Origin of the sequence: Planctomicrobium aquicomposti, assembly GCF_051466325.1 — a bacterium.
In the GTDB taxonomy this organism is placed as follows: Bacteria; Planctomycetota; Planctomycetia; order Planctomycetales; family Planctomycetaceae; genus Planctomicrobium.
This window is the reverse complement of the sequence record NZ_CP195792.1, coordinates 4,077,834-4,099,585: the sequence shown is the minus strand read 5'-3', so window position 1 is coordinate 4,099,585 and position 21,752 is coordinate 4,077,834. Positions and strand designations below refer to the sequence as shown.

Genomic DNA, 21,752 nt, shown 5'->3' with positions numbered 1-21,752 from the left:
TCGCGTCGCAGGGATTGCAGCACGCTCTGCGGGGCGTCTGTGGGAAGTTTTTTCTGTGGCCGTCGGCATTGATCTATGGCCGTCGACATGTTCCGGAAGGGGAGCCGGGTTGACGGGGCTGAAGTTGACGGAAATCGGTCTGGCGGAAATCCATTTTGCATATGATTTCAATGCGCCTCTGTGTGGCCCTGCCGTGTCTCTGGTTCAGGGCGTTTGTCTTCCTCCTCGTTCAGGAGATCCGGTGCTGTGCTGCAGGCTGGAGCGTCGCGGCCCGCTTGCTGGCCCACCGCATTCAGCCAGCATTTTGAGTCCCGGCATCCTGAGGCCTGGCTCATAACGCTGGCATTGCTTGTCCACTGGTTCGAATCGTCACCTACCGCGCCAAAAAAGATCCATTCATGCCAATTCCGCACCAACGTATTGTTCCTGTTAACACCGTCCGGCATTTTGGCAAGATTGAAGCCCATCACGAACTCTCTGACCTCACCCGGATTCAGACCGAGTCGTATACGCGTTTTCTGCAGCTGGAACGCAAGCCGGACGAGCGTCGCGATGAAGGGCTCGAAGAGATTCTCCGGGAAGTCTTTCCTGTTGAGAGTTATGACGGGCAATACCGCCTGGAGTACGTGAAGTACGAGCTGGGCAAGCCACGTTATACTCAGAACGAGTGTCGTCAGCTGCGGTTGACCTACGGGATGCCCTTTCGGGTGACGCTGCGGTTGATCAAAGAGCAGCCGATGGAGGAAGAGGTTTACCTTGGCGATATGCCCGTAATGATCGGCGGGGGCGAGTTCATCATCAACGGGGCTGAGCGCGTGATCGTCAGCCAGTTGCATCGTTCGCCAGGTGTCGATTTTGTGATGTCGGCCGAGCCGGGCGAGCGGAAGAGCTATTCCTGCCGCGTCATTCCCGAGCGAGGGAGCTGGATTGAGTTCATGGTGTCGAAGAAGGACGCTCTGGGCGTTCGAATCGACCAGAGCGGCCGTTTTTCGGCGATGACGCTGCTGCGGGCGATGAGCCCGGATTACAGCACGGATACAGAACTGCTGAAGCTGTTCTATGAAGTTAAGGAGACCAAGGTCGGGTCAGACGGGTCGGCATTGGCCGGGAAGTACGCAGCCGAAGACATCGTTTATCAGAGCGGGGAACGGGTCGGCGAAATCATTGTGGAGTGCTGCCATCAGATTTCCGCTTCGCTCGCTGCCGAGATTGCCGAAGCCGGGATCAAGAAGGCACTGGTGATCGAAGATGCACCCGATCCGCTGGTCCTCAATAGTGTCATCGAAGACGGTACTTGTAGCCACGAAGAGGCACTGCTGAAGATCTATCAGCGGCTTCGTCCGGGGAATCCTCCGGCACTGGAAAAGGCGAAGGACCTTTTCAAAGAGAAGTTCTCCGACGTCAATCGTTACCGCCTGGGACGCGTCGGTCGGTTCCGTATCAACCGCAAATTCAATCAGGATATTCCTGATGATGAAATGACGCTGCGGGCAGAGGATATCACGAATGCGATCCGCTACCTGGTGCGGTTGCGTGTCGCTGATCCGACCGCGTACGTGGACGATATCGACAACCTCGGTAACCGCCGTCTGCGGACCATCGACGAACTGGCGATGGACGAGATCCGCAAGGGTTTCCTGAAGCTCCGCCGGACCGTTCAGGAGCGGATGAGCCTGAAGGACGTGGAGGAGATGTCGCCGCGGACTCTGGTCAATCCGAAGTCGGTTTCCGCAGCGATCGAGTACTTCTTCGGTCGTAGCGAGCTGTCGCAGGTTGTCGACCAGACCAACCCGCTGGCCATGCTGACGCACGAACGTCGCCTCAGTGCTTTAGGTCCTGGTGGTTTGAACCGGAAGCGTGCCGGCTTCGAAGTGCGCGACGTGCACATTTCCCACTACGGACGTATTTGCCCGATTGAAACGCCTGAAGGCACGAACATCGGTCTGATCTCCAGCCTCAGCATCTTCGCCAAGGTGGATGATTACGGCTTCCTGATCACGCCGTATCGTAAGGTCGACAAGGGCCGGGTCACCGAAGAAATCGAATGGCTGCGTGCCGATGAAGAATCGAGCGTGTTCGTGGCCCCGGCCGATACGCACGTGGAAAAGGGAAAGATCGTTGATGAGCGCGTGCTGGCTCGTCACCACAACGACGTGCACTGGATTGAAGCCAAGCAGGTGCAGTACATCGACGTCGCTCCTGCTCAGATGGTGGGTGTGTCTGCCGGTCTGATTCCGTTCCTCGAGCACGACGACGCCAACCGCGCGTTGATGGGTTCGAACATGCAACGGCAGGGGGTTCCTCTGCTGGTGACGGAAGCTCCGCTGGTCGGAACCGGCATGGAAATGGAAATCCCGAAATACTCCGGGATGGTGGTCCGCTCGGATCGTCCCGGTAAGGTGACCTACGTCGACGCCAACGTCATCGAGGTTGAAGGAAAGCGGTTCCCGCTGCGGAAGTTCACCGGTCTGAATGAGCGGACCTGCCTGAACCAGAAACCGGTGGTTGCACTGGGACAGCGCGTCAAGAAGGGTGAGATTCTGGCGGACAGTGCTGCCACCCAGAACGGGGTGCTGGCTCTGGGACGAAACGTTCTCGTGGCCTTCATGTCGTGGGAAGGGTTCAACTTCGAAGACGCCATTATTCTCTCCGAACGTCTGGTGAAGGACGATGTGTACACGTCGATTCACATCGACGAGTTCGACGTCGAGATCCGCGAAACCAAATTGGGACGCGAAGAGTTCACCCGCGACATTCCCAACGTCAGCGAGAAGGCGCTCCGGCATCTCGATGAGAACGGGATCGTGAGCATCGGAACCCGCGTTAAGCAGGGGGATATTCTCGTCGGCAAAGTGGTGCCGAAGGCGAAGGCCGAACTGACCCCGGAAGAAAAACTGCTGCACGCAATCTTCGGGAAAGCCGGGGAAGACGTGAAGAACGAGTCGCTCGAAGTTCCGAGCGGTGTCGAAGGGATCGTCATCCACACCGAGAAGTTCTCGCGACGGATGAGTCTGTCCGAGGCCGAACGCAAGGAATTCGATCAGGAAGCCAAGCGGATCGAGCAGGAAGGCTACGAGAACATCGCTGCGAAGTTCCAGGAGTTTCTGGTTGAGTTTGAACGGGCTCTGGGCAAGCACCTGACCGACGATGACGGCCGCGAGATCCGTACGATTGACGACGTCAAATTCGTTTCGCAGTTTGCCCGCGATTTCAATACCCACTACGACAAGCTCGACATCCGTAGCCCGCAGAAGCAGTCCGATCTGCGGAAGCTGATGAAAGATGCCTGGCCGTTCGTGGAAGACGTGATCGACACCGCCGATCAGAAAATGAACAGCATGAAGCGCGGGGACGAACTTCCCAACGGCGTGCTGCAGATGGTGAAGGTGTATGTCTCGTCGAAGCGACAGATCTCTGTCGGGGACAAAATGGCCGGTCGCCACGGAAACAAGGGGGTGATCTCCAAGGTTCTGCCGGTGGAAGACATGCCGTACCTCGAAGATGGGACGCCGGTCGACATCATTCTGAACCCGCTGGGGGTGCCTTCCCGTATGAACGTGGGGCAGATTCTCGAAACCCACCTCGGGTGGGCTGCCGGGAAACTCGGATTCAGGGCGATCTGCCCGGTGTTCGATGGTGCCACCGAAGAGGTGATTCACGAAGCACTGCGCGAAGCAGGTCTTCCGGAGGAAGGAAAGGTTGTCCTGCACGACGGCCGGACCGGCGAGAAATTCGAACAGAAGACGACGGTCGGTTACATCTACATGTTGAAGCTGCACCACCTCGTCGACGACAAGGTGCACGCTCGGGCGACCGGTCCTTACTCCCTGATTACGCAGCAGCCATTGGGCGGAAAAGCCCGCTTCGGCGGTCAGCGGTTCGGGGAAATGGAAGTGTGGGCTCTCGAAGCCTACGGAGCCGCCTACATCCTGCAGGAACTGCTCACTGTCAAGAGCGACGACGTGGAAGGCCGGACCAAGATTTACGAATCGATGGTCAAAGGCGAGAACACTCTCGAAGCCGGCACCCCGGCCAGCTTCGACGTGCTCAATAACGAAATCCGCGGCCTGTGTCTGAACATGCAGCTGGAAAAAGCCCACGCGTAACTCAAGTTGAACCTGTTCAGCCGGTGCTGCTTCGGCAGGCCGGCTAACCCCGCCCCGCATACACTGTTTAAACGAGGAGCGTCTAGTGAGCGTCGGAGAAGGTGCTTACGATCGCGTCAACGACTACCGGGCCGTCAAGATCAGCCTGGCCAGTCCGCATGACATCCGCAGCTGGTCCTTCGGTGAAGTCAAGAAGCCGGAGACGATCAACTACCGGACCTATCGCCCGGAACGCGATGGCCTGTTCTGCGAGCGGATCTTTGGTCCGGAAAAGGACTGGGAATGCGCCTGCGGCAAGTACCGCGGCATGAAATACAAAGGAATGATCTGCGATCGTTGCGGCGTGAAAGTGACCCACAGTCGCGTCCGCCGCAAACGCATGGGGCACATCGAACTGGCTGCCCCGGTCGTGCACATCTGGTTCTTCAAGAGCATGCCCAGCCGACTGGGCGCATTGCTCAGCATGAAGACCACCAGCCTGGAAAAAGTGATCTACTTCCAGGAATACGTGGTGACTGACCCAGGCGATACCCCGCTGCGTCGTTGCCAGCTGCTGACCGAAGATGAAGCCCGCGACGCCCGTGAAAAATACGGGGAAGGGGAGTTCAAAATCGAGATGGGGGCGGAAGCCGTCTTCTCATTGCTGAGCGGTCTGAATCTGGCCGAGGAGTCGACCCGGCTCCGTCAGGAGCTGAAAGAAACCGGCAGCCAGCAGAAGACCAAAGATCTCATCAAACGGCTGAAGATTGTCGAAGCCCTGCGCGACAGCGACAACCGTCCCGAGTGGATGGTGCTGCACTGCGTTCCCGTGATTCCGCCCGACCTGCGTCCGCTGGTTATGCTGGAATCCGGAAACTTCGCCACCAGCGACCTGAACGATCTGTACCGCCGCATCATCAACCGCAATAACCGGTTGAAGAAGCTGGTCGATCTGAACGCTCCCGAAGTGATCGTCCGCAACGAAAAGCGCATGCTGCAGCAGTCGGTCGACGCCCTGTTCGACAACGGACGTTGCAAGCGCCCGGTGCTCGGTTCCTCGAACCGCCCGCTGAAGTCGCTGACCGACATGATCAAGGGGAAGCAGGGGCGTTTCCGCGAAAACCTGCTCGGTAAGCGCGTCGACTACTCCGCCCGTTCGGTCATTGTGGTCGGTCCGGAACTGCATCTGCATCAGTGCGGTCTGCCCAAGAAGATCGCGCTGGAACTGTTCCAGCCCTTTATCATCCGCCGTCTGAAAGAGCTGGGCCATGCCGACACGATCAAGTCGGCCAAGCGCATGCTGGAACGTCGCGATGAAGAGGTGTGGGACATTCTGGACGAGGTGATCACCAATCACCCCGTGCTGCTGAACCGTGCTCCCACGCTGCACCGTATGGGGATTCAGGCGTTCGAGCCGGTGCTGGTGGAAGGTCACGCGATCCGGATCCATCCGCTGGTCTGCAAAGGCTTCAACGCCGACTTCGACGGCGACCAGATGGCCGTCCACCTGCCGCTGTCGATTGAAGCCCAGGTCGAAGCCACGACGCTGATGATGTCCACCAACAACATCTTCAGCCCGGCGAACGGTGCCCCGATTATTTCACCGTCGCAGGACATCGTGATGGGTTGCTACTACTGCACCCTGCGTCGTCTGAATCGACCAGGTGAAGGGATGACCTTTGCCTCGCTGAAGGAGTGCATCACCGCCTATCAGCAGGGGAAAGTCTCCCGGCACGCTACGATCAAGGTCCGGCTCCCGCGTGACAAGAAGGTCAAGGGAGAAGGGGCCGACAGCTTCAAGGCGGGAGGCCTGATCGAAACTTCGGCCGGGCGTGTCATCTTCAATGACATCCTCGACCCGCGGATGCCGTTCTACAACATGGCCTTGAAGAGCAAGGACCTGCAGAACGTGATCTCCGACTGCCATCTGATTATCGGCCAGCGCGCCACGATCGAGCTGCTCGACAAGATGAAGGCGATCGGCTTCCAGGAATCGACCCGCAGCGGCCTCTCCTTCGGTGCCACCGACCTGGTGGTCGCTCCCAACAAGGAATCCGTGATTGCGAAGTCGGAAGCGGAAGTGGTCAAGCAGCAGAAGCTGTACGACCGCGGTGTGATCACCGGCCAGGAACGGTACAACAAGGTGATCGACATCTGGACGCATGCTCGCGAAGAGATCACCGAGGCCATGAAGCGCGACCTCGAACACGACGTCCGCGATGAAGGGGCCTATGTGAACCCGATCTACCTGATGGCAGACTCGGGTGCACGAGGGGGACTCGAACAGATTCGACAGCTGGCCGGGATGCGTGGTCTGATGGCCAAGCCGAGCGGCGAGATCATCGAAACACCGATCAAGTCGAACTTCCGCGAAGGTCTGACCGTGCTGGAGTACTTCTCCTCGACGCACGGTGCCCGTAAGGGACTGGCCGATACCGCTCTCAAGACGGCGGACTCCGGTTACCTGACCCGTAAGCTGGCCGACATCTGCCAGAACCTCGTCATCACGATGGATGACTGCGGCACCACCAAGGGGGTGACCCGCGGAGTTCTCTATCGTGGTGAAAAGGTGGAAGTGAGTCTGGCCGAGGCCATTCGTGGTCGCGTCAGCCGCACGAACATCGTCGACCCGATTACCGACGAAGTGATCGTCCGCGAAGACGAGCTGATTACCCACGCCATCGCCCGTCGCATCGAAGAGATGGGACTGGAGCGTATTCAGGTCCGCAGCCCGATGACCTGCGAAGCGGAGCTCGGGCTCTGCAAGCTGTGCTACGGGATGGACCTTTCGACCGGTCTGCTCGCTGAAGAAGGTCTGGCGACCGGCATTATTGCTGCCCAGAGTATTGGTGAACCCGGTACGCAGCTGACGATGCGAACCTTCCACATCGGGGGGGTGGCGTCGAAGGAACTGGAAGAAAGCGATTTGAAGACCAAGAAGTCCGGAACGGTGAAATTCGCCCGGATTCGCAGCGTGGTGAACTCCGAAGGTCAGAACATCGTGCTGGCCCGACAGGGGGAGATCATCATCATCGACCCGAAAGACCGGGAACTCGAAAAGTACAACGTGCCAGCCGGTGCGGTGCTGATGGTGAAGGAAGACGAACATGTCCAGGCAGGACAGGTGCTCTGCCAGTGGGACCCGCACTCCGTGCCGATTCTGGCCGAAGTGGGTGGTCGCGTCCGCTACGAAGACCTGATCGAAGGACGTTCGATCAAGTCCGAGAAGGATGCCAGCGGTCACATGCGTCGTGTCGTCATCGAGCATAAGGGTGACCTGCATCCGCAGATCATTCTCGAAGACAGCACCGGCAAGATTCTCGACTACTACTACCTGCCTGAGCGGGCGAACGTGGAAGCCAAGGAAGGGGAGCAGGTCTCCGCCGGGGCGATCCTCGCCAAGCAGCCGCGTGAAGCGTCGGGAACCCAGGACATCACCGGGGGTCTGCCGCGGGTCACCGAGCTGTTCGAAGCCCGCAAGCCGAAAGATCCGGCGGTCATCGCCGAGATCGATGGTGAAGTCGAGCTGGTTGCCGAGCGCAAGCGGGGTAAGCGGGTGATCGTGGTGCACGGAGCCGACGGCACCGATGTGGAACACATCATTCCGCACGGTAAGCACGTGCTGGTGCATTCCGGCGACATGGTGCGGGCCGGTGACGCTCTCGTTCGTGGGCCTCTGGTTCCGCACGACATTCTGCGGGTCAGCGGCGAAGAAGCGGTTGAGCAGTACCTGCTCCACGAGATCCAGAACGTTTACCGCGCCCAGCGCGTGGGTATCGACGACAAGCACATCGAGCTTGTGGTCTCGCAGATGCTCCGCAAGGTGCGAGTCGACGACGTCGGTGATACCGAATTGTTGCCGGGGGTCGTTATCGACAAATGGGAATTCCGCCGTGTGAATCGGGCCCTGGCGGATAACGTCAAGGTGACCGATCCGGGTGACAGCGAGTTCCAGGTCGGGGATGTGGTCCCGCTGGAAACCGTCGAAGAAGTGAACGAGCAGATCGAAGCTTCTGGTGGAAAGACCGTGAAGCACGGTCGGCCCCGTCCTGCCAGTGCCAGCACGCAGCTGCTGGGGATCACCAAGGCGGCGGTGCAGAGCGAAAGCTTCATCTCGGCGGCCAGCTTCCAGGAAACGACCAAAGTGCTCACCGAAGCCGCTTTGGCCGGGAAGTCGGACAACCTCGTTGGTCTGAAAGAAAACGTGATTCTCGGACACTTGATTCCGGCCGGTACCGGTTTCAAGGTGCACCAGAATGCAGAAGTCCGGATCCGTCCGGAAGCCCAGCAGGAACTTCGTGAAGAGCATGCCCGGATTCTGGCTGCCCGTCGCGAACTGCTGAGCGAGAACGAAGAAGGACTGATTCCTCCGGGGTTCCCTCCGAACACCGGTGACGTCCCCTCACTCTCAGACCTTTCTCCGGACGAGTGATCAACTTGAGGCCGCTCTCCCTTGAGAGTGACCAACGGTCCAATATTGCACAGCAATGAAGCCCCGGCTCACACAGCCGGGGCTTTTTTTGTGCGCACCGGGCCACAACATTGTCCCAGGGGAAGTGGATGCAACTGCTATGTCTGCCGGGGGTTGTGGAGGGCTGCCAGCGGAGGGGGCGTGGGGAGAGCTGTTGCGAGGGCTCTCTGGTGTTGCTTGAGTTCGTCGTCTTCCCGATTTTTTAGAAGTCGCGGTGAGGTTTGGTTGACAATCTCCGGCTCCTCGATAATCTGTGTGATATTGAGACTCAATCTCATGTTGTTTGGTGAGCGCTTTTCACCAGACCGGGGTGGCCAGCCAGACGCCAGCTTCGAGGCTCTTCTTTGCCTCAGCCCTGAAATGCCCAAACGCGGCTTCGTCTGTTCTGATCGTTGTGCCAACCCGTTTCGAGTGAATAACCATGCCTCACTTTGGTGATACGAGCACTGCCAGCTCGCCTGTCGTCTTGCACCTGCTCCAGCGGAACTCCCGGAAAACAGGATTCACGCTGATTGAACTGCTGGTGGTCATCGCCATCATCGCGGTGCTCATTTCTCTGCTGCTCCCCGCGGTGCAGCAGGCCCGCGAAGCGGCCCGTCGCAGCCAATGCAAAAACAATCTGAAGCAGATCGGTCTGGCCATGCACAACTACCACGATGTGCATTCCGCCTTTCCCCGTTCCTGGCAGAAGACCAATGCGAACTGGGCGATTGCGTTGCTTCCGTATCTCGATCAGGGAGCGCTGGCCAATCTGTATGACTACAACAAGCCTTGGGATGACGCGGCGAATCAGCCTCTCTATGACAAAATGCCGACCGTCTACACCTGTCCTTCGGATCCCTTTGCTCTCGAGACTTTGCCGGCGATCGGACAGCAGGTGACAGCCTATTCCGTGATTCGCAGCGCCAGTGATTATGCAAATCACCAGTCGCTGTTTAATCAGAACTTCTCGGCCCAGATCCGCGACATCACCGACGGCCTGTCGAATACCTGCATGCATTACGAATCGGCCGGCCGGGCCCGTTATCTGATCCGGGGTTACGAAAGCAACACGAACAACACCACGAACTATGGAAAGTCGAAGGACGGCTGGACCTCTCACCAGAATGCTGGCTGGTGGTTTGGAGCTGCCGTTGACCTCTCGGGAGGCTCCGCGGTCATTGCCTACACCGGCAGCGCGGTGGTGAACGTCTGTAATGGCTACGCTGCCCCGTACTCGTTTCATACGGGTGGGGTGCAGATGCTGCTGGCTGATGGCGGCGTCCGCTTCTTGTCGGAGAACACGTCGATGACCATCCTGTCGGCGCTTTCTTCCATCAATGGCGGCGAGACCGTGGGAGAATTCTGATGAGCACTCCCCCCACCTTCAGGCCGCTGCTGTGTTGTCTCTCTCTGTTCTGCCTCGCGACATTGTCTGCTTGCCATCGTGCGAATTCCTGGCAGGCGAAGACGTACCCCGCTCAGGGCCGAATTCTGATCAACGGCGAACCTCGCAAACATGCCATTATCACGCTGCATCCCCTGCAGGGGCAGCTGGATGTCAGAGAGTCGAAGCCCTGGGGGATCAGTCGTGAGGATGGAACGTTCCGGCTGCGGACCTATCAACCGGATGACGGCGTTCCGCCGGGGGAATACCGCGTGACGGTCGTGCTTCGACAGGATGCCTTCAAAGCAGATTTCACTGACCTTCTCGGTGGGGAATATGACAAACCGGATTCCTCTCCGTGGACGGTCAGGATTGAAGCGGGAAACAACGAACTCCCCGTGATCGAGATTCAGAGCGACAAGCTGCAGGCGGCGCTCAGCAATGCGTCAAAACGCCCGCGCCCACGGACTCCGTTCGACACCGCCAATTGAGTTCGCAGACAGGCAGCGGTCGAACGCAGGGCCCTGCTGCTGGGGGCTCCGGCTGTGCTGCAGACAGCCGTAATAAGCGGACATGAAGGAACAATCTGTTCCGTGTCTGCGCGGCAGGGATGTCTTCTCCAGTTCCTCTTCATTCATTCACGGTCAGTCTCATGTCGACGCAGATTCTGGAAACCCAGCCCGCAGAGCCGTCCACGACCGTTCCGGTCCCAGATGCAGCGAAAGTGTCGAAGCCCGAGCGTACTCCCAGTTACTATCGCACGATCTGGCGCTGGCATTTTTACGCGGGTGTGCTGACGACTCCGCTGTTACTGGTTGTCGTTGCGACGGGGGCCATTTACATCTACGGCGCGGAGATCGTCGACTGGGTTTTCCGGGACGCAATCTACGTCCAGCAGGTGGGGCCAGAGACACTCCCGCCGGAGGATCTGGTTGCTGCTGTGGAGAACGAGAAAGAGGCTGCCGGCAAGAAATTCACGCGGATCTTTCTCTCTGCAGATCCGCAACGGGCGGCGATGCTCACGTTTCGCGTTCCTCCCAAGCCGGGAGATCCGCCACCGCAGCGGGGACGTGGTGGAAGGGGGCGGGGCAATCAGACCACTTACTATGTGGATCAGTATTCGGGAGTGGTGCAGGGGACCACCGCGCCGCAGGAGGCCTATCAACGATTCTTCCGGGGGACGTTGTCGCTGCACCGCAATCTCTGGATCGGGACAACTGGCCGGTTGTTTGTGGAACTGGCGACCAGCTGGCTGGTGATTCTGGGAGTGACGGGGATCTACCTGTGGTGGCCGAAGAAGTGGAACGACAAGGGGGTCTGGTGGCCACGATTGAGAGGGAAGACCTATGTGGTCTTGAGAGATCTGCATACGGTGGTGGGGATCTATCTCACTCCTGTGATTCTGCTGGTGACGGTGACCGGCCTGTTTTACGCCTACATCTGGAGTCAGGGATTCTTCCTGTTGAATCATCCTGAAATGGCGATCGCCGCCATGCGGGAGCCGGCCCGGGGGGAGCAGCAGAGGAATGCCGGCGAGCGTCAGCGTGAGGAGGTCCCTCCGCCGAAGTTTCCTCTGAATGCGGCTGTCGCCAAAGCGCGGGAACTCTACCCCGATCGCGATCTCACCGTGACGATGCCGACCAGCGGACATCCGGAATATGATGTCTCGGCGATCAACGATTATGCGAGAGCCACCTGGGGGCCGATGCAGTCGACCGGCTTGCATCTGGACCCCGATACGGGGGAAATCCACGAAGAGAGCCATCTCTGGGACAACCCTCGTTACTGGTGGCATACGTGGACTTATCCCCTTCACGTCGGCAGCGTGTTCGGACAGTACTCCAAGGCGCTCTGGATGGTCTCGATGCTGGTCCTGTTTTCGATGCCACTGACGGGGCTGTGGATGTGGTGGGAGCGTCGGCCGCGAGGAGAGTCGGGTTTGCCGAAGCGGACGGGGGTTCCCCTGCGAAGTGGGATGGTCCTGCTGATCGCTCTGCTCAGTCTGCTCATGCCGGTCGCGGGGGCGAGCATCATTCTGGTGCTGGTCTGGGACTGGATGTGGCAAACGATGAGGAACCGCCGCGCCCAGCCATCCACGCCGGGAGTGTGAGCCGACGGTCACCCGATCATCCGGCCGCAGCGAACGACCACAGTGCGGTTGAAACACATCGAAATTGGGACGCTCTGGCTGCCGAGGCCGGAGCGTTTTGCATTTGAGGGAGTCTTCCGGCAGCGTTATTGATGAGTTCATTTTATTGTGAGTTCACGTTTTGTCGTGTTGATTTCGCGCAATCGCCTCCCCTCGCTGCAGTGAGGGCGTAGACATCCGGAGAGATGCGTTGCAGAATGGCCGCCAGCGGTGCGCCCGAAGCGGGGCCATTCAGGCTTCTGCACGACTCTTCATTGACTCGTGAACGGCTGTCATTCATTCCATTCGACACGGACTGCGCGGAACAGGGGGGGGACCTTGCCCTTCCCAGGCATGAGGTCTCGCGTCACGGTTCAATTGTGATGGGCTGCAGTCATCAGGGGTCGAGACCCGCTGTGAACGTTCCTGCCTCTCAACAACATTCTGCACTCTCCTTTTGGAGCTGCCGCCATGTCCTCCATCCCCTTGCCGTCGCTTCGATCTTTGCTGCTCATGGTTGTCTTGTGCGTGGGCGGGGGACTGCCCGTCTCGTGGGCTGCCGACAAAGCTCCTCCCGATGATCTGAGCGGCCCACCTTTTGTCTCCGCCCGGAACTGGGCCATTGCCGACGGCAAGACCGGAGAACTTCTGTGGGGGCACCGGGAAGCAGAACCGGTCAAGGCCGCCAGCACTACGAAAATCATGTGCGCTTATGTCGTCCTGCGACTGGCTGAGAAAGATCCGGGCGTTCTGGAAGAAATGGTCACTTTCTCTCCCTTGGCGGACGCCACGACCGGGTCGACTGCCGACATTCACGCCGGCGAAAGTCTTCCTGTTCGCGAGTGTCTGTACGGGCTCCTGCTCCCCTCGGGAAATGATGCCGGCAACGCCCTGGCAGAGCATTTCAATGATCGCTTGCAGCCCCCCACAGGAGTCGTGGGAGCAGCGACATCGCGGTCCAATTTCATCGCCGAGATGAATCGGCACGCCACGCAACTGGGCATGAAAGAGACGGTCTACCGCAGTCCTTTCGGCGATGGCGGGACACGCGATGATCGAACGACTTCTCCGCGCGATCTGCTTAAGCTCGCGCATACCGCCATGCAGATTCCCCGGTTTCGGGACTACGTCGGCACCGTTGAGCACACGTCGACCGTCCGAAATTCTGCAGGAGAGAGCCGCCAGATCACCTGGAAGAACACCAATCAGCTGCTGGGAATTCAGGGGTTCGATGGCATCAAGACTGGAACCACTCCACAGGCCAACGCCTGTCTGGTCTCCAGCGGCCATCGGGGGGAAGACCACCTGCTCGTCGTTGTGCTGGGCTCGGAGACTTCCTCGGGCCGCTATCTCGACAGCCAGAACCTCTATCGATGGGCCTGGCTGAAGCGGGGGCATCAGCCAACGGTCGGCGACAGCAACTGAGGGTTGCAGACGCCGGAGCCGAAGGCACTTCCCGTTCCCCGTGCAGCCAGCGTTTCGTCACCTGAAGGACTCACTGCCGGGTGGCGAGCACGGTTGAATTGAAAGTCTGAATGCTCGAGTCATCGGGGCGAGATCGACCAGCGTCTGTTTCGGAGGGAGAGCGCGGGGGGCCGTGAACATTGGACGGCGTCGCGTGCGGATTCTATATTTCCGGAACCTGGCTGTGGCTGCCGAAATTGCTTTTTGTGGTGCTGCACCCGGGCCCCCCCACCGCAGAGCGTCACCTGTCGAGTCGATATCGGGCAGCGCGAGGTGTCGGTTCTGAAAGCGTTTCAACTCATTTCACGGAAGGAAATGTCGTGATCAGGATGATGTGCATTTCTCTGGTTCTGGCCGGTCTCTTGGGAAGCGGAACCTCGCTTCGGGCGGCTGATTCCCAGTCGATGAACGGTCAGTGGTCGGTGGTGGAACTTGTCGAAGATGGCAAGGTGATTCCGCCCGCAGCGATTCCTGAATGGCTGCCATCGGGAGGAAAGGTCGACATTGAAGATGGTGCGATCCTGTTCACCTCACACGTGGACAAGGAAAAGCATGCCCGGATCTTTTCGATCGACGCTGCACGCGAGCCGAAGGGAATCACGATCACCGATGTCGACAAATCGCAGGTGAAAGGGATCTTCAAGTTTCAGGGGCAGAAGCTGGTGGTCTGTCTGGCAGATCACGACGCCAAAGAACCACCTTCGGACTTCTCCGCCGAGCCGGGGAGCAAGCGGATGCTGATGGTTCTGCAGCGGTCGGCCACCGTGCCGGTTGTCCCGGTGACCGCCCAGGCCCCCGTGCCGGCGACACCCGCCACGCCGGCCCCCGCACATCCGGCCGAAGTCGTGCTGAGTGATGCCGACGTGGCCCGGATGCTGGTCGGGACCTGGATTTATGATGACCACGGCGGCGAACTCGTGGTGCAATATCGGGCCGACGGGACTTACACCACGACCCGCCAGGTCGAGAAATCCAAGCTGTACAAGCAGATCTTTGTGGAAACTCCGATGTCGACGGGCACGTGGCGGATCGACCACGGCCGCCTGCTGCTGCAGGTGCTTGCCTCCCAGCATCTGAATCGGGTGGGAACACTGATGGGAGTGACGATTCGTTCGATTTCCCCCACCGACTTGGTGTTCGCCGATGATTTCGGTCGACTGGGGCTGGGACGGAAAGTTCAATAATCCCGCCTGTGGGCGAAGTGCGAAACTGAGAGAGACCGTCCCTTCCGGGCGGTCTCTTTTTTCTTGGGTTCATACACATTCTGGCCGTGAAAAATGGTGATTCGCTGATGTGTGTCGCGGTTTTTTCAGGGGAATCTGGGATTTCAGGTGAATCTGTCCTACCATACCCGCACCTGACGATGGTCCCATCGCGTCGGCCGACCGCCGACAGTTTCTGCACTGCAAATACGCCATGATTTCAGTTGTGCCCTCTCACGTCGATGACATTCTGGAGAAAGCGGTCGCGGGTGAGCGGCTGACTCCCGCAGAAGGAGTCGCGCTGCTGCGATCCAACGATCTCACCGCGCTCGGGCAGGCCGCGCTGGCGGTCACCAACCGGCTGCATCCGGGGCCGTACCGCAGCTACAACATTGACCGGAACATCAATTATTCCAACGTCTGCTCGGCCGTTTGCGACTTCTGCGCCTTCTACCGGCCGGTCGGTCACGCGGAAGCCTATGTGCTGACCGAGGAAGTCCTGTTTCAGAAGATTCAGGAGACGCTCGATCTGGGAGGGGATCAGATTCTGCTGCAGGGGGGACTCCACCCGCAGCTGCCGCTGGAGTGGTATGAAGATCTGCTGCGGTCGATGAAGTCCCGGTTCCCCACACTGAATGTCCATGGCTTTAGCCCGCCGGAACTGTGGCACTTTCACAAGTTGAGCAAGCTGCCCCTCAAGACCGTTCTGCAGCGGCTGATGGACGCGGGACTCGGCAGTCTGCCGGGCGGGGGTGGTGAAATTCTGGTGGATCGCGTGCGCAAGCAGATTACCCGTGGCAAAGTGCTGACGGACGGCTGGCTGGAAGTCAATCAGGCCTGGCATGAACTCGGGGGGCGCAGCACCTGCACGATGATGTTTGGTCATGTGGAAACGCTGGAAGAACGGATCGAGCATCTGGACCGGCTGCGGCGTCAGCAGGACGCGACCGGTGGCTTTACCGCGTTCATCTGCTGGACGCATCAGCCTCCCGCCGAGGCTCCCTGGTTCGGGAAAGATGCTGATGCTGGTCGCAAAGGGGGCGTCGACATGTCGCAGCTGCACGAAGCGGGAGCGTTCGAATATCTCAAGACGCAGGCCGTGGCCCGGCTGTATCTCGATAACATTCCGAATATCCAATCCTCGTGGGTCACGCAGGGCGAGAAAATCGGCCAGCTGGCGTTGTTCTTCGGGGCCAACGATATGGGAAGCCTGATGATCGAAGAAAACGTGGTCTCGCAGGCGGGAACCGTGTTCCACCTGTCGCTGGACGCGATCCGGCGGTGCATCCAGGATGCCGGTTACATCCCGCGTCAACGGAACGTGCATTATGAGTATCTCGATGAACCTGCGCCGGTTGTTTGATTCGCGTTCCAGTCCCGGATGATTCGACTGATCGATCCTCGTCACGGGAACAGAGCTTTCCACCACTCCAGACTCCGGCTGGGAAGAGACAAAAAGAGTCACCTGTCTCCACGCTGTTGCCGAATTGATTTCAGAATCAGAGGCTGTGACCTGCCAGCGCAGCCTCCTCAACACCATTCGAATCGAGCCCATGCGAATTCGCGATGTCTATGCTGATGGCCGTTTCGGTCTTTCGTTCGAAGTCTTTCCCCCGAAGTCGGAGCAGGGGGACGCGTCGCTGCTGGAACATCTGGCACGGATGGTCGAGCGTCGGCCGGCGTTCATCTCCTGTACCTACGGGGCCGGGGGGAGCACCCGGGATCGCACTTTACGGATCTGCAACATCCTGCAGAACGAGCTGAAGCAGGTTGCCACCGCACACTTCACCTGTGTCGGTTCGACGCGTGAAGAACTGCTGGAGTGGTTACAGCGTGCCCAGGAAATTGGGGTGCGGAATATCATGGCCCTGCGGGGAGATCCGCCTGCCGGTGAAACGGCCTTTGTGCAGAAAGAGGGTGGGCTACGATACGCTGCCGAACTCGTCGAACTGATTCGCAAGCACTTTCCAGAGATGGGGATCGGTGTGGCGGGCTATCCGGAAAAGCATCCGGAAGCGATCGACGCCGCGTCGGATCTGGCCAATCTGAAACGCAAGATCGACGCCGGGGGAGATGCGGTGTACACGCAGCTCTTCTTTGATAATGACTGCTTCTTCCGGTTCCGGGAGCAGGCAGAGCAGGCAGGCATCCGGGCTCCGATTGTTCCGGGAATCATGCCGATCACCGAGTTCTCCCGCATCAAGCGGATTACCAGCATGTCCGCCTGCGAGATTCCGCAGGAACTCTTCCAGCAGCTGGAATCGTCTCAGGAAGACAAGGAAGCCCAGTATCGCATCGGGATTGATTTCGCGATCCGCCAGTGCCGCGAACTGATTGCCCAGGGTGTTCCCGGCATTCACTTCTATGTGCTGAACAAGTCGGACGCGGTGGAAGAGATTCTGAATGAACTTCCGCTTCCCGGGCGTGTCTGACGTCGAACTGGACCGCCTCTTTCCCTGCCGGCCGCTGCGGCATACCATCAACGGGTGGATGCGCTGCAGACCATTGAGGCGACCTGCCGGAGGAGTTGGCGGGCCCGTGAACTGCGCTGCGTCGTGTCAGGAGCCGGGTCTCCTTGTCGTCGCTCGATCTCGACCGTTGGTGACTTGATGACCGCCAAGAAGAAAAAAGCCGCCGATCCCAATTCGCAGACTGTCTGCCGGAATCGCCGCGCGCGACACGACTACGAAATCGTGGACGAACTGGAATGCGGCATCGTGCTCGCGGGGAGTGAAGTCAAAAGCATTCGCGACGGCAAGATGACGATTGATGAAGCCTTCGCCCGTGTCGAACGGAATGAACTGTGGCTCTTCAACGCCGATATCGGGATCTATCCACAGGCGACCTACCTGAATCATGAACGTCAGCGGCCGCGCAAGTTGCTGCTGAAGAAAAGCGAGCTTCGGAAGTTTGCCGAGACGGCGATGCAGTCGGGAATGACGCTCATTCCGCTGTCGGTCTATTTCTCTCGAGGACTGGTGAAAGTGCAGATCGGTTCGGCCCGGGGGCGGAAGGAATACGACAAGCGGCAGAAGATCAAGAAGAACGATGCCGACCGCACGCTGCGGGATGCGGTTCGCAAGCGGGTGTGACGGAGCCCCGGTTCAGCACGGTCTCGGGCGTTTCACCTGCCGATTCTCGTCCTGACACAAGACAAAAGACCGGCCCCCCACGTGGAGAGGCCGGTCTTATCATTCAACTCGATCCGGGTTTAAACCTGCAGAAGTCAACAGGCTCGTCCGGGCAGTCCGCTCGTGCAGGCCCGCACACAACCGGTTATACCTGCGAGCCGCAGCACTTCTTGTACTTCTTCCCGCTGCCGCAGGGGCAGGGATCGTTGCGGCCCACTTTTTCGTCGAAGTTGCGGATGGGGTCGACCGCCTGATCCGGTGCACCTGGAACCGGCTCTCCGGAACCGCTTTCGTATTCTTCAGCAGCCGAGCGGGCGGCCTGATGCTGTGCCTGGGCGTTCGACCAGAGGCTGTTGAGGAACTGCGGAGAGCTTTCGGACTCCAGCCGGAAGATTGCGGAAGTCGCCTGCTCGGCAATCCGGTCCCACATCTGCTCAAACGCTTTCATCCCTTCGCGTTTGTACTCGACTTTGGGGTCCTTCTGGGCGTAGCCGACCAGTCCGATCCCTGACCGGAGATGATCCATGTAATAGAGGTGCTCCTTCCAGGCCCCGTCGAGCATTTCGAGCAGCAGGTACCGTTCCGCCTGTCCGAGTTCGGGACGGTACTTGTGGTCGATCTTTTCCAGACAGGCCTGACGGGCCTGCTCGGTGGTCAGGTTCTTGAGCTCTGAGCCGCGGACCCGCACCCGGAACGTTTCCGAAACAAACTGGGCGAAATCTTCGATCGACCCGTTGCGGCGGGGAATGTAATCCTGAGACCGCTTCGGGAAGGTGTGGCCGAGTTTGTCTTCGAGGTCTTCGAACGCTTCGGTGCTGGGATAGTAGATCCGGCTGCGCTGCAGCAGAATCTCGGCCAGTTGCGGACGTTCTTTCTCTTTGACGTCGTCTTCGGTGAGGCTCGTTTCGAAACGCTGGTTGGCCCATTCCAGCAGCCCTTCACGGTCAGGCTGGGAACCGGCGAGATACCGGTTCATGCCGATCAGCACCGGGAAGCGGATTTCTTTCTCCCGGTACCGTTCCCGGACTTTGGACTGAATCAGGGGAATGGCCGCCGTGGGGTCTTCGTCCTTGGCAAACTCTTCGGGGAGCATCTCCACGCCATAGGTGTGACGCAGCCAGCCCGCGAGCTGCCGCTGGGGGAAATCGTCGGCGAGGATGGTCTCCAGGGGTGAAAGATCCATCCGGTCGATCGCTTCGGCGGCCCGTTGTGAGAGATAGCGGACGACATCATCCCGCTCGAATTCTCCTTCGGGGAGGTCTCCGCGAGCAATCTTTCGCAGCTCGCGGTCATTGATGTTCAGGTTGAAATGCCGGTTGGCCCAGGTGGCCAGTCCCTGCCAGGTCCATTCCCGGGAATCGACATCGCGGGGGAGTGCTTCATCGACCTGTTCTTCGATCAGGGTCTCTGATTGCCGCTGGGCTTCGTTCTTCAGATGCTCCGACATCTGTTCTTTGTTCATGTCCCGCAGGTCCTGCCAGTCGGTGACGATCCCGTACTGCTGGCTGGCGAAGGCGGAAGCGGTTTCCCAGCGATATTGCGGCGAGAGGAACTGCTGAGCCCATTTCTCGACCTGCTTGTCGAGCATCTCCAGCATCAGCTCGCGGCAGTTCGCACCGTCGAGAATCTTCTGGCGATAGCCGTAAACTTCTTTCCGCTGGTGGTCCATCACTTCGTCGTATTCGAGCAGGCTTTTGCGCGATTCGAAGTGGCGTTCTTCCACCTTCTTCTGGGCTTTCTGGATCTGTTTGGAGACCATCGGGTGCTCGATCGATTCTCCTTCTTTCATCCCCAGCCAGGTGAGCATGGATTTCACCCGATCGCCGGCGAAGATCCGCATCAGGTCGTCTTCCAGAGACAGGAAGAACCGGCTCGAGCCGGGATCTCCCTGACGGCCGGAACGTCCCCGCAGCTGCAGGTCAATCCGGCGGGAATCGTGCCGTTCGGTGCCGATGACATGCAGTCCGCCCAGCTCCGCGACCTGTCGCCCTTCCGCTTTCATCCCTTCCTTCTGGGCGATTTCATCGGCCAGGGCATCCCATTCCCGCTTGGGGACATCGAGCCGGGAGGGATACTTGTTCTTCAGAATATCCCAGGCCATGTGGTCGGCATTGCCCCCGAGAATGATGTCGGTTCCGCGACCGGCCATGTTGGTGGCGATGGTGACCTCATTCTTGCGACCGGCCTGCGCGACGATTTCGGCTTCGCGTTCGTGATATTTGGCGTTGAGCACGCTGTGCTTGATTCCCCGCTTGTCCAGCAGCGAGGAGAGCTTTTCGCTCTTTTCGATGGAAACCGTTCCGACCAGAATCGGGCGGCCGGTTTTATGCACTTCGGCGATTTCCTCGACGACCGCGTGCCACTTCTCTTTTTCAGAGCGGTAGATCACATCGTGGTGGTTGATGCGCTGCATCGGCCGGTTGGTCGGGACAGCGACCACGTCGAGCCCATAGATCTTGTAGAACTCGTTGGCTTCGGTCATGGCCGTCCCGGTCATGCCGCAGAGCTTTTTGTAGAGCTTGAAGTAGTTCTGCAGGGTGATGGTGGCGAGAGTCTGGGTCGTCTCCTTGACCCGCACTCCTTCTTTGGATTCCACCGCCTGGTGCAGTCCGTCGCTCCACTGCCGACCAGGCATTTTTCGGCCGGTATGTTCGTCGACAATGATTACTTCCCCCTGTTCGACAACGTAGTTGACGTCCCGCTTGTAGAGGTAGTGGGCTTTCAGGGCATTATCGATCAGGTGCGGCCATTCCATGTTCCCCGCGGAGTAAAAACTCTCGACGCCGGCCAGGTCTTCCGCCTTGCGAATCCCTTCATCGGTCAGATGGCAGGTATGTTCCTTTTCCTTCACTTCAAAGTGGACATCGCGGGTCAGCAACCGGGCGATGCGGTCCGCCTTGGGATACTTGGTGACGTCGTCGTGTGCCGGTCCGGAGATGATGAGGGGGGTCCGGGCTTCGTCGATCAGGATGTTGTCGATTTCGTCGACGATGGCGTAGTCGAGGGGGCCCTGCACCTGCAGTTCCCGCGTGGGCTTCATGTTGTCGCGCAGGTAGTCGAAGCCGAATTCGTTGTTCGTCCCGTAAGTGATGTCGGCCGCGTATTCCTTCTGGCGTTCGTGCGGCTGCATGTGAGACTGAATGGCCCCCATGGACAGGCCCAGGCCCATGTGCAGAGGGCCGATCCATTCCATGTCGCGCTTTGCCAGATAGTCGTTGACGGTGACGACGTGCACCTTTCCCTTGAGGGCGTTGAGATAGGCGGGGAGCGAAGCGACCAGGGTTTTTCCTTCCCCGGTGACCATTTCGGCGATCTTTCCCTGATTGAGGATGTAGCCCCCGACCATCTGCACGTCATAGTGCCGCATCTGCAGAAAACGGACCCCCGATTCGCGCACCGCAGCGAAGGCTTCGGGAAGGACATCGTCGAGCGTCTTGCCGTCGGCGAGCTGGGCCTTCAGTTTGTCGGTCGTCGCTTTCAGCTCGGCATCGGTCAACTTCTTCATCTCTGCTTCCAGAGAGTTGATCCGGTCAAGAGTCGACCCGGGGATCACTCGCGACGAGCCATCTTTCTCGCGGATGTAGCCGATGTTGCGGATCGCCCGTTCGTTGGCGGAGCCGAACATGCCGCGGATCAGCGATTCGATAAACGCAGTGATCGCAGTGAAAAATTCGCCGAGACGATCAATGAAATCCATTTGTTCCAATCCAGACGTTTCGGAGGTTGCATCTCGCGGGCAAGCGCGTCCGGGGGGCCCGAGCGTCACTCCGTCGACGAGAGCAGCAAAGCCGGATGAGCCGCGTCCCCCCGGCCGGGATTGACTCAATCACTGGCAAATCGGGAGGGGAGCCATCTCATCAGGGGCATCAACTGCCGGCTGGCGGGAACGTTAGCCGCAACCCGCC

At 59.2% G+C, this 21,752-nt stretch carries 11 protein-coding genes; 10 read left to right on the top strand and 1 reads right to left on the bottom strand.

Annotated elements, in window-relative coordinates; genetic code table 11:
* Positions 1-398: 398 nt before the first annotated feature.
* The 10 genes from rpoB to smpB all read left to right on the top strand — a co-directional run bounded on the left by rpoB (position 399) and on the right by smpB (position 17,808).
* Positions 399-4,106 (top strand): DNA-directed RNA polymerase subunit beta, encoded by a 3,708-nt coding sequence (rpoB, locus tag SH664x_RS15830; protein WP_437202527.1) that lies wholly within the window; start codon positions 399-401, stop codon positions 4,104-4,106.
* Between the two features lie 85 nt (positions 4,107-4,191).
* The gene (gene rpoC / locus SH664x_RS15825; RefSeq protein ID WP_437202525.1) at positions 4,192-8,517 is read left to right on the top strand and encodes a DNA-directed RNA polymerase subunit beta'; all 4,326 of its coding nucleotides are present in this window, start codon (positions 4,192-4,194) and stop codon (positions 8,515-8,517) included.
* A gap of 460 nt (positions 8,518-8,977) precedes the next feature.
* Positions 8,978-9,904, top strand: a complete 927-nt coding sequence (locus SH664x_RS15820; RefSeq protein ID WP_437202523.1) for a DUF1559 family PulG-like putative transporter — start codon at positions 8,978-8,980, stop codon at positions 9,902-9,904.
* Positions 9,904-10,413: a hypothetical protein gene (locus SH664x_RS15815; RefSeq protein WP_437202521.1), complete on the top strand. Its 510-nt coding sequence runs from the start codon at positions 9,904-9,906 to the stop codon at positions 10,411-10,413. Before SH664x_RS15820 ends, SH664x_RS15815 begins: the two co-directional genes overlap by 1 nt.
* Before the next feature lie 161 nt (positions 10,414-10,574).
* Positions 10,575-12,032, top strand: coding sequence for a PepSY-associated TM helix domain-containing protein (locus tag SH664x_RS15810; RefSeq protein ID WP_437202519.1), 1,458 nt, complete (start codon positions 10,575-10,577; stop codon positions 12,030-12,032).
* A 489-nt stretch (positions 12,033-12,521) separates the two neighbouring features.
* The gene (locus SH664x_RS15805) at positions 12,522-13,475 is read left to right on the top strand and encodes a D-alanyl-D-alanine carboxypeptidase family protein (protein WP_437202517.1); all 954 of its coding nucleotides are present in this window, start codon (positions 12,522-12,524) and stop codon (positions 13,473-13,475) included.
* A 368-nt stretch (positions 13,476-13,843) separates the two neighbouring features.
* On the top strand, positions 13,844-14,698 hold the full coding sequence (locus SH664x_RS15800) for a TIGR03067 domain-containing protein (RefSeq protein WP_437202515.1): 855 nt from the start codon (positions 13,844-13,846) through the stop codon (positions 14,696-14,698).
* Positions 14,699-14,930: 232 nt separating this feature from the next.
* Positions 14,931-16,079 (top strand): cyclic dehypoxanthinyl futalosine synthase, encoded by a 1,149-nt coding sequence (gene mqnC / locus SH664x_RS15795; RefSeq protein WP_437202513.1) that lies wholly within the window; start codon positions 14,931-14,933, stop codon positions 16,077-16,079.
* A gap of 190 nt (positions 16,080-16,269) precedes the next feature.
* Positions 16,270-17,148: a methylenetetrahydrofolate reductase [NAD(P)H] gene (metF, locus tag SH664x_RS15790; RefSeq protein WP_437202511.1), complete on the top strand. Its 879-nt coding sequence runs from the start codon at positions 16,270-16,272 to the stop codon at positions 17,146-17,148.
* Between the two features lie 177 nt (positions 17,149-17,325).
* Positions 17,326-17,808: an SsrA-binding protein SmpB gene (gene smpB, locus SH664x_RS15785; RefSeq protein WP_437202509.1), complete on the top strand. Its 483-nt coding sequence runs from the start codon at positions 17,326-17,328 to the stop codon at positions 17,806-17,808.
* A 184-nt stretch (positions 17,809-17,992) separates the two neighbouring features.
* On the opposite strand, the gene secA is transcribed toward smpB, so the two are convergent.
* Positions 17,993-21,544: a preprotein translocase subunit SecA gene (gene secA / locus SH664x_RS15780; RefSeq protein ID WP_437202507.1), complete on the bottom strand. Its 3,552-nt coding sequence runs from the start codon at positions 21,542-21,544 to the stop codon at positions 17,993-17,995.
* Positions 21,545-21,752: the final 208 nt, after the last annotated feature.